Raw genomic sequence first — 13,578 nt, 5'->3', positions numbered from 1 at the left:
ATATTTTTGTAAAAAGTCGATATATTTGCCGTTTATAGCAATGGCGATGAGGCCTTTTATCCTCAAGATCAGCGCTAAGAGTATTTTCAAAATTTTTCAAATTAAAGACCATCATTTTGGCCAATGTGCATCGTTTAGTGGCATCTTTCTTAGCAAAAAAAAGCTAAAGAGACAACTATTTTAGCTAACCACAGTGCAGCATAGTGGCATTGTTCTTAAACAATGTCGGACGCTCAGTGACCAGGTTGTTGTTGCGTATGGTGCTCAATTTATGTGCATGGCTATTTGCCATGACGCTATGGCAATGGATATGGCAACGCCTCGGCCATTGCATTGGCTATGGCTATATCCACAGCCATTGCCATGGGATCTGGCGTCTATTGCGCTGCTAAGAGTCTTGTTTTTATGCAATCTGTTGGGAATTTGCATGGTGGATGATGGTGGAGATGTGTTTCGCTCATTGAGGCTGGATATGGGAAGATTGGCTTAAGCGATAGATAAGCGTGGCAGAACGCACTATGGAAAAACATAACGGGCTAAATTGCTAGCTATATGGTGCTAAATTGTGATGTTCGTCTAATCTTATGATAAAATGGCATCCCCCTAAGAATTAAAGAAAAACGGCCTCTGTAAGCTGTTTTTAGGCAGTGGTGCTCACGTTAATGAGTAGTTCTTACTGACCTTTTGATGCTCTTGTGCTGATGCAAGTGCCTAAGTGCTCAGCTAGATTAGCTTTTTGAGCCTTATGGTGCACGCTACATACTCAAGGTAGAGGCTAAAACTACTAGTTCCTAGAAGTGTTTTTTAGGCCTAGTTGTTCACAGATTACGCTCCTAGCAAGATTCAAGAAAGATTGGCTCTTAGTTAGGATTATGACAGCAGCTATGGTGCTTTTAGTTGAGTATGAACGATGCTCAAAATCAGCACGCAAAGTGTTAACACTGTTTTTAGCATCTGAACATGCTCTTAAGCGTGGTAAAAAGAAACAAGTTAGATATTGTGGTGCTAGCTTCTGTCAGGCACGATGTTAAATTTTTTGCACAGGAAGAGTTCTTAAAGTGATTGAGCTTAAGAATATCGAGAAGGTGTACAACGCGGGTACTCCAAAAGAGGTACGTGCGCTCAAGGGTATTACACTTTCGATTGAGCGTGGCGAGATCTTCGGTGTGATCGGCCTATCTGGCGCAGGTAAGTCCACACTGATCCGTCATATCAATATGCTCGAGCGTCCAAGCTCTGGTCAGGTCATCGTTGATGGTCAAGATCTGACTGCCATGAGCGAGGGCAAGTTACGTCATGCACGTAGCCAGATTGGTATGATTTTCCAGAGCTTCAATCTGCTCTCCTCTGCCACTGTGGCCGATAACGTAGCTTTCCCACTGACTTTAGAGGGCAATCACTCTAAAGAAGAGATCGCCTCTCGTGTCAAAGAGCTTTTAGACTTAGTAGAGCTTGGTGATAAGGCTGATATGTATCCAGCACAGCTCTCAGGCGGTCAAAAGCAGCGTGTGGGTATCGCTAGAGCTTTAGCTAGCAATCCAAAGGTTTTACTTTGCGATGAGGCTACCTCAGCTTTAGATCCAAAGACCACCATGTCCATCTTAAAGCTGTTACAGCAACTGCGTGACAAGCTCAACTTAACCATCGTGATCATTACTCACCAGATGGAAGTTATCAAAGAGTGCTGTGACCGTGTGGCTGTGATTGATGGTGGTGTCATCTCCGAGATGGGCACAACCTTAGATCTCTTTACCGATCCAAAGGAGAAACTGACTAAGCGTTTAGTTTCTGCTGCAGTACGTCGTGGTCTGCCTGAACTCTTACGTCACACTGAGATTGTCTCTGAGTACTCAGAAGGTGCCAAGGCTGTTATCGAGCTGCTCTTCTTAGGTCCAAAGGCAGATGCCCCAGTGATCGTGGAAGTTGCCATGCTCTGCAAGGTTAAGATTTCCATTTTAGGCGGCAGCATTGACCACATTAAGAGCGAGCCATTTGGCCTGATGGTGGTTGAAGTATGCGGCTCTCGTGCTGAGATCGAGCACGCCATGGATGAGCTTAAGGCTCGTGTTCACAAGGTTGAGGTTTTAGGTTATGACACTCGTAAGCAGCTTGCTGACATCGCTTAATTTAGGTCAGTACTCCAAGATGGCTGACCTGTTAACTAATGCCACCTTGGAAACTTTATACATGGTAGGCGCATCGTCTGCTATCTCCATTATCTTTGGTGTGCCTTTAGGCGTGTTACTGCTCATCACCTCAAAAGGCTACTTTTTCGAGAATTTAGTGTTTTACCGTATTCTCGGCACCATTGTTAATGCACTGCGTTCTATTCCATTCATCATTTTGATGGTGGCTATTACTCCAATTACCAAGTTTATCGTGGGCACCTCCATCGGTACCACTGCGGTGATTGTGCCACTAGTGATCGGTACTATTCCTTTTACTGGTCGTTTAGTTGAGACCTCTTTAAGAACTGTATCAACTGGCCTTATCGAGGCTGCAACCTCCATGGGTGCAACCCCTCGTCAGATCGTAACTCGAGTGTTACTGCCTGAGGCACTACCAGAGCTTATCCAAAACTTCACCATTACCGTAATTGTAATCATCGGCTGCTCTGCAATGGCTGGTGCCATTGGTGGCGGTGGTCTTGGTGACGTGGCCATTCGTTACGGTTACATGCGTTTCCGCTTAGATATGATGATCTCCACCGTGCTTATCTTGATTGTCATGGTGCAGTTAGTGCAGTTCATCGGTGACTATCTGACCCGTAAGGTCGACCACCGCTAAGCTAAGCGCCACAACGCAAGCAAAAAACATCAAAAGCTGCAGCTAGCAACCAACACGCGCTGCAGCTAGGAACAAGTGCTGACTGCAGATATAGCGCTCACAGCAGATATAGCGCTCACCTTAGAGCGCCAAAATGCCCCGTCATTACTTAATAATTGCGGGGCATTTTTGTATCTGCAATATGAAAAAAAAGCCTGACCAAGATAACTCTTAGTCAGGCTTTGAAATCAATACGTTTAGGTTATTGTATGAGCTAGTATTTGTGCGTTAACTGATAGCCTTAGCGTTGAGAAAGAGAATGCTGTTAGCTATCAGTCCTTAGCTTTGATTAGCCAAGCTTGCTTAAATCGCGTACGCCGCCCTTGTCAGCTGAGGATGCTAAGGAGGCGTAGGTCTTAAGAGCGGTGGTGACTTCACGGACACGAGATTGTGGCTTAAAGGCTTGAGCACCACGCTCCTTTTCTTGAGCACGGCGCTTTTCAAGTTCAGCCTCATCAAGACTTACAGAAATCTCACGACCTGGAATATCAATCTTAATCATGTCGCCATTGCGGATGAGGGCAATGTTACCGCCATTAGCAGCCTCTGGAGAGACGTGACCAATAGACAGACCTGAGGTACCGCCTGAGAAGCGACCATCAGTAATTAAGGCACAAGACTTACCAAGACCCATGGACTTTAAGTATGAGGTTGGGTAGAGCATCTCTTGCATGCCAGGGCCGCCCTTTGGACCTTCGTAACGAATGATAACGACATGGCCTGCCTTAACCTCACCGCCTAAAATGCCTTCAACAGCATCTTCTTGTGACTCATAGACGATAGCAGGGCCTACAAACTTCAATGCAGAGCTATCCACGCCTGCAGTCTTTACGATACATCCATCTAAAGCTAAATTACCGTATAACACCGCTAGACCGCCGTCTTGTGAGTAGGCATGTTCTTTATCGCGGATACAGCCAGCGGCACGATCGCTATCAGAGTCTTGATAGTAGTTATCCTGTGAGAAAGCCTCAATAGTGCGCTTACCACCAGGAGCGGCTAAGAAGAACTTCTTAACCTCATCAGAGGCGTTGTTTTCAACGCAGTAGGACTCAAGCTCCTCACCTAAACTCATCTGCAGTACATTGCGACAATCTAGGTGCAGTAAGTCAGCCTTTTTGAGCTGATTTAAGATGGCCATAATGCCGCCAGCGCGGTGCACATCTTCAATATGGTATTCGTGAGTAGATGGAGCTACCTTACAGATATGAGGAACCTTACGGCTTAAGCGGTCGATGTCCTGCATGGTGAAGTCAACACCAGCCTCACAAGCTACAGCAAGTAAGTGCAGTACAGTGTTAGTTGAACCGCCCATGGCGATATCTAAGGTCATGGCGTTTTCAAAGGCAGCCTTGGTTGCGATTGAGCGTGGCAGTACCTTGTCATCCTCGCCCTCGTAGTAGCGCTTAGCCAGATCAACGATGATCTTACCTGCCTTTAAGAAGAGCTCTTTACGCTGTGCATGGGTTGCGACGATAGTGCCGTTACCAGGGAGAGCTAAACCTAAGGCCTCGGTTAAGCAGTTCATGGAGTTAGCGGTAAACATACCTGAGCAAGAACCGCAAGTTGGGCAGGCAACGCTCTCAACTTCCTGAATCTCTTCATCAGAGACATTTGGATCGGCTGATACCACCATGGCATCAACGAGATCTAGTTTATGCTTGCCCTCGATCTTGCCAGCTTCCATTGGGCCGCCGGAGACAAAGATGGTTGGGATGTTAAGACGCATGGCAGCCATGAGCATGCCAGGGGTAACCTTGTCGCAATTGGAGATACAGATGAGCGCATCGGCCTTGTGTGCATTACACATGTACTCAACGCTATCGGCGATGATCTCACGGCTTGGCAGGGAGTAGAGCATGCCGGAGTGACCCATAGCAATACCATCGTCCACTGCAATGGTATTAAACTCACGCGCAATACCACCAGCCTCATAAACAGCCTGAGCTACCATCTGGCCAATATCTTTTAAGTGTACGTGGCCAGGAACAAACTGAGTAAAAGAGTTGGCAATAGCCACGATAGGCTTGCCAAAGTCCTCATCCTTCATACCAGTGGCTTTCCACAGTGCACGGGCACCGGCCATCTTCTTGGTCTTGTAAGTAACTGAGGAACGTAATTCCGCCATGGATTTCATCTCCTTGCAGTGCCGCAATATCAAACACCATCAGCACTGAACTTAGCAGGACAGATCTTTTGCTGCTAAGGTAAATAAACGTTAAAGGGGCTAATAGCCCCTGCAAACAGAATCAAACCACCTAAAAGCGCAGCTCATAAGCTGCATACGGCCAAAGCCATTACGTGCTCTGAACCCAACGTCACTAAAGTTGCAAATGAGTGCAACATCTATAGCTATAAGACTCACACCATTTAAAGTGCAATGGAGTGCAACATATATGGTTATAAACCTCACGCCACTGAATGGTTTGCGTGAGGTTATAAATAAGCGTCGGAGCTTAAGTTTGGTAGAACTCGTCTAGTGGTGGTTTGTATGACGCCTTTTAGGACTTAACTGGAGTGAGCCAGCCGTACTTGTCCTCAGACTCGCCCTTAACTAAGGCAAAGAATGCGTCCTGAATCTGCTTGGTGATTGGACCACGATGACCTGGGCCAACGTCGATACCATCAATAGATGCAATTGGAGTGATTTCAGCTGCAGTACCGGTGAAGAAAGCTTCATCAGCTAAGTAGCACATCTCACGCTGCATCTTCTGCTCGTAAACAGGGATACCTAAATCCTTGGCAATGGTGATGATGGAGTGACGGGTAATACCTGGGAGCAGGCCATTGGTGAATGGGGCGGTGAATAATGCGCCGTTCTTTACAAAGAATACGTTTTCACCTGAGCCTTCGGAGATAAAGCCATCAGTATCTAAAGCAATTGCCTCAACATAGCCGTTTTGGTGAGCTTCGTTGGAGATGAGAACAGAGCTTAAGTAGTTACCTGCAGCCTTAGCCTCTGTTGGAATGGTGTTGGCAGCTAAACGGTTCCAAGAAGAAACGCCCACCTTAACACCCTTTTGTAAACCCTCTTCGCCTAAGTATGCGCCCCAAGGCATTGCTGCAACCATAGCTGAGGCTACAGCACCCTCAGGAATACGAACACCCAGACCAATCTCGCCTAAGAAAACTAATGGGCGGATGTAGCCTGACTCAAGGCCGTTGTCGGTAATTACAGAGCAGCAAGCCTGCTTGATTTCTTCTTTGGTGTAAGGAATTGGGAAGCGATAGATTTTAGCGCTGTTAAAGAGACGATCAATGTGCTCGTCAAGACGGAAAATGCAAGGGCCCTTTGGAGTAGAGTAAGCTCTAATGCCCTCAAACACGGCAGTGCCGTAGTGCAGGGCATGGGTCAGAACATGAACTTTAGCATCAGCATGCTCAACTAATTTGCCATTAAACCAGATGTATTTGGTTGGGGTGTTATTTAAACTCATTATCTACTCCAAGAAACCTGAAAGTCCCAAGGCAACTTTAGCGTTAGTACACACCTAACAAAGATTTACAGCGCCAAGGCAAATAACAATGCCCTCTTCGTGCGCTTAGTTTTGTCTAAGTTGATGCTAACGCCTTGTTGTCTTATCCATCCTAGTAACTTAAGGACAGTGACATTTCTGCGGTTTGCAATTTAATAAAAATCTGTCATGAGCCACCTCAAAGCCCCATGGCTTATAAGTGCTATGTGACTAAGCTTGGCTCTTTGAGAACTATAAGCTTTAGTCTAAAAGGGCTGAGTGCCTTCTTATGCATTGTGCTAAGGGCACTCAGTGGCTGCAAAAAATCTGTACATAAGGCCAAGGCATGGGCCTTGGCTAAAAATAAAACTTGTATAAAACGCGCTGCGTCATGATCTTTTATGACTGCAGCAGAGCGATGTTACTCGCTTTAACACTGTATATCGCTGTTGGTGCTCTACGATTTAGAGCACCGTGCTTAATTAAGGCTGTAGCCTCTTAAGCTTATGTTAACGCTGTTCGTTGGCAGTAAAAAGTAATTAAGGCCCAGCATCAAATCAAGCCTGAGAGCTGGCAAAAACTGTGTTGCCAATGCCATGCTCAAAGCTAATGCTGTTGAACATAAAGCTATAGAGTTTAGAGGATGTCGTTGTGCTCTGTTAGGCCATGCATGATGGTACATGTGTGCATAGCCATACTCTATATCTTAGATGGGGTAGTGGCTGTTTACTTCTTATTGCTATGAATTGGTACTCTTAACGCTAAACTGTAAGTACGCTTGGGGCTTAGGTTTAAGCACGCTTGGGTACTTGATGACGGTAATCAAATATAACCTTAAAAAGAAGCAAGGCAAACCTTAAAACTCGGGTAGAGCAAAAGCTAGAGCCTTGAAAGGTATTTCTTCAAAAGGTGCGTCAGAGCCTAAATAACGAAACACTTGGTTAAGTTGCGTTGAGCTTAATGGCGGTTACCATCAAGCTAATGCGGTATGGAATGTAAAGCATCAGTAACATCGCTTTGATTGAGTGTTTGCACTATTAAATGCAAAGAACCTGTAGAACTCTCTAGCCATAAATTTATGGGCATGAGGTTCATCGCAATGCGCTAGAAGACAAAGCGTGCATCTATATAAGCCGCCATAGCTTGTATATGGCTATGGCCTCAAGATCGAACGATACCTCTTTTAAGGCTAAGCAAGCGCTGATCTTGAATGCTTTCAAGCATGCCTTCATTAGGCAGCTTGCTTGGTGCGGCTTTGGCTTTGTTTGCTTACTTCCGTGAGTGTTAATTAGGCGTTTGATACCTCAGTTAAGTTAGCGCTGTTGTTTGATTGTTCTTGAGTCTTGTTAGAGCTCTTAGCTTGCTTTTCATCCTCATCTGCCATATTGGCAAAGATGGTTGCCAAGATTGGGCCTGAAATGTTGTGCCATACTGAGAAGATGGCTGAAGGCACTGCAGATAAAGGATTGAAATGAGCCATGGCTAAAGCTACACCCAAGGCTGAGTTTTGCATTCCGACTTCAATAGACAAAGCCTTGCTCTTCTTTAAATCCATCTTAAAGAGCTTGGCCAGGCCATAGCCTAATGCAAGACCTAAAACATTGTGCAGTACTACGACTGCGAAAATGATAAGACCAGTTCTAGCGATTTGATCGTGGCTTACAGCAACCACTGAGCAAACGATAGCGACAATAGCAAAAACTGAGATCAATGGCAGAGCTGGCAGTGCGCTTTGCACGTGTTTGCCAAAGAAGGTGTTAACTAAAACACCAGCGACAATAGGCAGCACCATCATCTTAACGATGGTCATGAACATTGCCATTGGGTCTACGGTAACCCACTGATCTGCAAAGAAGTAAATGAGTGTTGGGGTGACCACCGGAGCAAGCACTGTGGTGCAAGCAGAGATGGTTACGGATAAAGGAACATCACCACGGCTTAAGAAAGTCATGACGTTTGACGCGGTACCGCCTGGGCAGCAGCCAACTAATATGACACCAACGGAGACCTCAGGAGAGAGGTTTAAAATGATGCATAAGGCATAAGCTAAAAGAGGCATAATCGCAAACTGACCTACAATGCCAATAATGACATCAATAGGACGCTTAATCACTTCTGAGAAGTCTTTTGCACGAAGGGTAAGACCCATGCCAAACATTACAATACCGAGCAGAATGCTAATGTATGGAGCAAGAATCTTGAAGTTCTCTGGGAAGTAGAAAGCAATAATTGCGGCGGCAATAACCCAAAAAGCAAAGGTTTTGCCGAAAAATGCGCTCAATTTAGCTAAGTTATGCATAGAAGCCTCCAAATTGCTCCTGCATTTGCTTAGCTTGCATCTGACCTTTATTGCGATAACACATCCATTCTTTAAATGTGCGATGCATTCGCTTGGTCTGATGCAAGGCTGCTTTTGTGCAGGAGGCGTAATTAGTATTTGTCATATAAGCCTCGGCCTTGCGGCGGGTTGTAGTTGAAAATCAACGCTCAAACGAAATGTCTTAAGCTCTTGACTGTACAAAAACTAAATCTCTTTGCATAAGGTCTATGCAGCAAGATTAACCAAAGCTAGCGATATGGTTCAGTCTCTAGCTTCAATCACTACTACTAAAAGAAAAATACATTAAGTAGCGATTAGTTAAATAGTTTTAAGTTCAGTGTGGGTAAAAGGAGCTGAGCTGTCATAGCAAGAGGTATAGATAGCTTCGCTTAGTAAAGACCTTAAAGCATCTACAGCTATGAACTTTTGCTCAGAGCGTGATTTGATTGTAGTAACAAAAATGAAGCGAAAAGCACTCATGCTCTATAAAGATGCACCAAAATTTACTTTCACAAAAATGAACCTGCCTTTGCATCTATTTTGTGCACTATACATACATAAAACTAAAAAATGACTCCATCAACGCCCAAACAAGTCATCACAGCGCACCAATTTGTGATGGTTTTGCACGCATAAAGCAGCCGTACTGCAATAAAAAAAACATGCAGTAGCAACCAAAACTTCAGCACTCCCATCTTCCACACTGCAGCAAGGTTGCTTTTGCGCCTAGAGCAAGGTCATTGCTTTGCCATTGAAATAGCACTAGCAACACTAATTGGCCAGTCACCCATTGTTAATTACTCCTTACGAAAATAAGATATGAGTGCTGTTTTGAAATCTCAGAAGATGTGGAAGTAAGCTCTATACAGGTAGCATGATCTTGCGAGCTGGCGATGGACAATATATGCGATAGCGGGTATGGACAAAACAAGCGCAAATGATGATGGAAAATATATGCACTAGCGGGGAAAGACATGATGAACGCGAGCGGCAGTCAAGTAGGTTTTGTCGTGGTCTAGAACGACAAAAGGCAGCGTAAAGCTGCCTTTTTAAAAGGGAGGAGCCATGTTAGCGGCAAAAGTACGGGCCTAAAGTGTAAGCGTTGTCTGTATCAATCTTAGTTGAATAAGGACTTAACGTCATGGCCACTGATGCCATCGGCGCGAGTAGGCTGCTGTGGAGCTGGCTCTAACATGTCCTCTTCTGTAACTGGCTTTGGCATAGCCTCAAGCTCTTCAAGAGAAATGGTGCCGACTTTCTTGATACTCTCAATGGCAAAGAAGCGCTTGAACCATTTGTTTGGATCAAGACGGATGGAGTCGTGGCTGTAGTAAAGGTGCTCAGCAAAGTTATTCATAAAGCGATTATCAATCGAGGTATTGGCGGTTAAGAAGCCATAGAGTTTACCTGCAGGATCAATAATAGCTGGTGGATTTGAAGAGTACTTATTCCAAGGACTGATCTTTGAGACAGTGGAGCCGTACTCGGTGTTACTATTCCAAATGCTGATATGACCAGTTGGAGAGCCAAATGGACTTTCAGTATTCCAAATAGAAATATAGTAGTCAGGAGTACAGTTGAGGCAGCCTAAGAAGCGAGTTAACTTCTGATCGCCATAGAGCAGCATAGGATTTTTGTTGGCAGCTAATAAAGCTTTGATCTCCTCAGCTTCCTTTTCCTTAGCTGTCTTTTCAATATCGCTAATCTTTACTTCTTCTTGAGCCTTAATTTCTTCAGCTTGTTGTTTCTTTTCAAGATCACGCTCAGATACACCCGAGTAACGTGGGCCACCAAGAGAATAGGCTGAAGATACATTAAAAGCGCTACCAAGCAGTAATAAAGTAGCGATCGCTACACCGCTGAGTGCCTTCTTTGATAAAGCTTGCTGAATAAGGCTCATAAAAGTAGTTCCTGTAGATAGAACTAAATACTTAGCACCAAAGAGGCTATGTTTAATTGCAAAGCCACACACATGGTATGTGAATAGAAGCTAGGAGCCGTGATTAACTGCTCGCATCAAGTAATCATCGGAGCTAAGTAAAGTGCATAAATGTTTAGCCAGATCATTAAGTGATAGGCTAGCTTGGTAATTGTAATGCACTTTGTAGATACAACATGGCGAAATAAAAGAATTTATGTCCAAAATAGAGGCATTGATCGTGTTATTTTTTGATTTTTGTTTCACATCAGTGCACTAAATTGCCTCTTGAGACTATAGATGGACACTCATGGAGCGCATCATAGACCCAATTTCAACATCTCAAGACCTTGCACACATGACACAGTAGCACCTCACCGCGATAGAACTAAGCACAGCTAGCTGACTGTGCACAGCCAGCACCCCACAGCGATTGAACAAAGCACAGCTAGCTATCTAAGCTCAGCTAGCACTTTACAGCTAGTAGATCAGCGCTAAATCCAAGTGTTCCGAGACAATTGTACCTGCAGCAGAGGCCACGTCTTACAGTCAATGCGAGGAGATGGGGAGCTACTTAATGCACATCAGAATGATGACCTGTTAATTGCGCAAATTGATACGATTGGCTGTGATCTTATGTAATGGCAAATGAATACTTCAAGGTGCGGCGCGTAACAGCGCGATTAGTAAAATCATGCCGATATAGAGGCGATCTGCATGTACTGCAGATAACAGTTGTCACTGGGCATAATTGCTTTGTTGTTTGCGGTGATCTCTTGCTAATTGAAGCGATGAACTTCTAAAGGATATTGATGTTGAGGATGGTTAAGTTCTTGTAAGCTTGATTGGGGAATTTTTTAGTACTTTAGCTAGATACAAAGTTATAAATCAAAGGCAAGGATCAAGTATCATATGCATGATCAGGATCCTAATTTGCCAAATTTCTTAGATCTTTAGGAAAACTTATGCCTAAAGTGCAGTCTAAGGAATAGGCACAGTTTGAAGCTAGGTATTTCCTACTAAGCTGCCTTAGTCTTGATCTTGAGGCATTTGGCTACATATAAAAGACTCTTAAGAAGGTTGGCGTCCAATCTTTTTAGCTTGCTGTTTGTAAAGCCAATGTCTGTGCTTTTGGTAGAACATTTGCCAATGTACATTAGCATTTACAAGCTTGTACTCAATGGCAAATGCAATCGACCCGTGCTTGGAATTTTTAGTTGTCTTGCTTTTGGATCTGCCGCTTAGACGCTGTTAGTTAATGGCGCTACAGAGGATGGAGCATGCAGATAGCTCGTCGTTTTTCAGCATGGGTTTATTTATTTTGTAGCATGCTTTATTCATCACTGTTTTAAGGTTGACAATGGGTAAGTTACGAATTGCCGTAATTGGCACTGGCAACATTGCTAGGCAACACGTTGAGGCTATCTTAGCCTGTGGACAAGAGCTAGCTGGTGTATGTAACCACAACATCGAAAAGGCTATGCTCTTTTTAAGCTCCTTTAGCGGACGTGAGGGAGTTGCGCCGGCGGTGTTAGAAGAGACCGTATTTGATAGCGTTCCTGCTATGTTAGATACGGTAAAGCCTGATCTGGTCTATATCACTACTCCACACAAGACTCACGTTGATAATGCCTTCCACGCTGTACAGCGCGGCATTCACTGCATTATCGAAAAGCCAATTGATATTTCTCTTGCAAAGGCAGCTTATTTAAAAGAAGAGTCTGAGCGTTCTGGTGCTTTAGTTTCAGTTATCTCTCAAAGCCGTTTCTTCCGTCCGTGCGAGCGTATTCGTAATGCTATTGAAGATGGCCGTATTGAGCCAGCCTTTGGTATTGTAAATGTGCAAGCCTGGCGTGATGAGGCGTACTATCGTTCTAATGAGTGGCGTGGTACTTGGGCAGAAGAAGGCGGTGGCGTGTTAGTGAACCAAGCAGTACATGAGCTTGACTTGCTTAGCTACTTCATGGGTCGTGTTGAGAGCGTCTACGGTATTTGGCGTAACGTTAACCATCCATATATTGAGGTAGATGATACTGCTCAGGGTATTGTGACTTTCGAGTCTGGTGCTACTGCAACTATCTTAGTCTCTAACAGCGTTAACCCAGCTCAGTCAGCCTATGTACATATTGTAGGCACTAATGGTCATACCTTAGGCATTCAGACTCATGGCGGTGTTGAAATTAACCCTGGTATCAAGCCAAGTTCATTCCGTGCTGTAAATGATGTCTTTACCTTAGAAAGTCCAGAGACCATGGCCCGTTATGCTCAAAATGATTATGAGGGTGTTACTGATGATAACTACTCATACTTCTACTTCATCGAGCATTTAAAGGAAATGATCCATGCCATCAAAAACCAAAAAGATGGTATGAATGTCCGTCTGCGCAACAATATCGATTCATCCTTATGCTGTATGTTGATTGCTCAGGGCATTTACTTAAGTAATAAGTTAGGTCGTCCTGTTACCCGTAAGGAAATCATCGACGACTCTATGCTTAAGCTGACCAACCCAAGCGCAGCAGAGTAGTAGCTACTTATTCATCAAACTCACTAAGCGCTCTTATTTAGGTTAGGCGCTTGTTTTAGAGGGCGAACGCAAAGCAAGATAAGTCTTGTAATGCGCTCGCCTTTCTTTTTATGCCTTGCCATGTGTTGGGTTAAGGTGCATTTGAAAGAGTGGTGACTATTGCAATTATCTAAGTGACAATGAGGTTAAAAAGGTTTTTGTGGATTACTTTTGTGTGTCGGAGCGGTGCAAAGTTGTGGCTGTTTAAGTGCAAGCAGTACAAATCATGTTTCTAAAGTGTGCAAACAGCGTATTTGATAAGTAAGAGGATTGAGCTTGCCAAAATGGTCAGGTTAAACTCAATCCATCAATCAATTACAAAAAGTGGTTAAGGCCATCTAGATAAGAATATTAAGCACAGCCTTTATGAGCATGTAGCATAAAAGGTAGTAGTTCTTCAAAAGCGGATTTCTCAAAGAAGCGTGCTTAGTTTCATTAAGGTGAGTTCTTAACTAAAAGGTGTAGACATGATCGTAATCATTTCCCTAATTCG

General features: G+C 44.2%; 7 protein-coding genes. 3 read left to right on the top strand and 4 right to left on the bottom strand.

Features of this window, described 5'->3' with window-relative positions; genetic code table 11:
• Positions 1-1,058: 1,058 nt before the first annotated feature.
• Positions 1,059-2,126: a methionine ABC transporter ATP-binding protein gene (locus H524_RS0112695; RefSeq protein ID WP_027940447.1), complete on the top strand. Its 1,068-nt coding sequence runs from the start codon at positions 1,059-1,061 to the stop codon at positions 2,124-2,126.
• Complete coding sequence (locus H524_RS0112690; protein ID WP_245580469.1) at positions 2,092-2,787, top strand: methionine ABC transporter permease; 696 nt, start codon at positions 2,092-2,094, stop codon at positions 2,785-2,787. Before H524_RS0112695 ends, H524_RS0112690 begins: the two co-directional genes overlap by 35 nt.
• 328 nt (positions 2,788-3,115) lie before the next feature.
• On the opposite strand, the gene ilvD is transcribed toward H524_RS0112690, so the two are convergent.
• From ilvD to H524_RS16895, 4 genes are all read right to left on the bottom strand, one after another.
• The gene (gene ilvD, locus H524_RS0112685) at positions 3,116-4,954 is read right to left on the bottom strand and encodes a dihydroxy-acid dehydratase (RefSeq protein WP_027940445.1); all 1,839 of its coding nucleotides are present in this window, start codon (positions 4,952-4,954) and stop codon (positions 3,116-3,118) included.
• A gap of 373 nt (positions 4,955-5,327) precedes the next feature.
• Positions 5,328-6,263 (bottom strand): branched-chain amino acid transaminase, encoded by a 936-nt coding sequence (locus H524_RS0112680; RefSeq protein ID WP_027940444.1) that lies wholly within the window; start codon positions 6,261-6,263, stop codon positions 5,328-5,330.
• Positions 6,264-7,569: 1,306 nt separating this feature from the next.
• Positions 7,570-8,580 carry a bile acid:sodium symporter family protein gene (locus H524_RS15965; RefSeq protein WP_044122471.1) on the bottom strand — a complete coding sequence of 337 codons (1,011 nt, stop codon included), beginning with the start codon at positions 8,578-8,580 and terminating at the stop codon, positions 7,570-7,572.
• A gap of 1,138 nt (positions 8,581-9,718) precedes the next feature.
• Positions 9,719-10,501 carry a hypothetical protein gene (locus H524_RS16895; RefSeq protein WP_052339108.1) on the bottom strand — a complete coding sequence of 261 codons (783 nt, stop codon included), beginning with the start codon at positions 10,499-10,501 and terminating at the stop codon, positions 9,719-9,721.
• A 1,378-nt stretch (positions 10,502-11,879) separates the two neighbouring features.
• On the opposite strand from H524_RS16895, the gene H524_RS15955 reads away from it, so the two are divergent.
• On the top strand, positions 11,880-13,046 hold the full coding sequence (locus H524_RS15955; RefSeq protein WP_052339107.1) for a Gfo/Idh/MocA family protein: 1,167 nt from the start codon (positions 11,880-11,882) through the stop codon (positions 13,044-13,046).
• Positions 13,047-13,578: the final 532 nt, after the last annotated feature.

The organism is Anaerobiospirillum succiniciproducens DSM 6400, from assembly GCF_000482845.1.
Taxonomy (GTDB): Bacteria; Pseudomonadota; Gammaproteobacteria; order Enterobacterales; family Succinivibrionaceae; genus Anaerobiospirillum; species Anaerobiospirillum succiniciproducens.
This window is presented reverse-complemented; position numbering and strand designations above follow the sequence as displayed.

Coding starts and splice junctions, on each gene's coding strand:
- H524_RS15955 (WP_052339107.1), top strand. CDS start 11,880: ATGGGTAAGTTACGAATTGCCGTAATTGGCACTGGCAACATTGCTAGG.
- ilvD (WP_027940445.1), bottom strand. CDS start 4,954: ATGGCGGAATTACGTTCCTCAGTTACTTACAAGACCAAGAAGATGGCC.
- H524_RS15965 (WP_044122471.1), bottom strand. CDS start 8,580: ATGCATAACTTAGCTAAATTGAGCGCATTTTTCGGCAAAACCTTTGCT.
- H524_RS0112680 (WP_027940444.1), bottom strand. CDS start 6,263: ATGAGTTTAAATAACACCCCAACCAAATACATCTGGTTTAATGGCAAA.
- H524_RS0112690 (WP_245580469.1), top strand. CDS start 2,092: ATGACACTCGTAAGCAGCTTGCTGACATCGCTTAATTTAGGTCAGTAC.
- H524_RS16895 (WP_052339108.1), bottom strand. CDS start 10,501: ATGAGCCTTATTCAGCAAGCTTTATCAAAGAAGGCACTCAGCGGTGTA.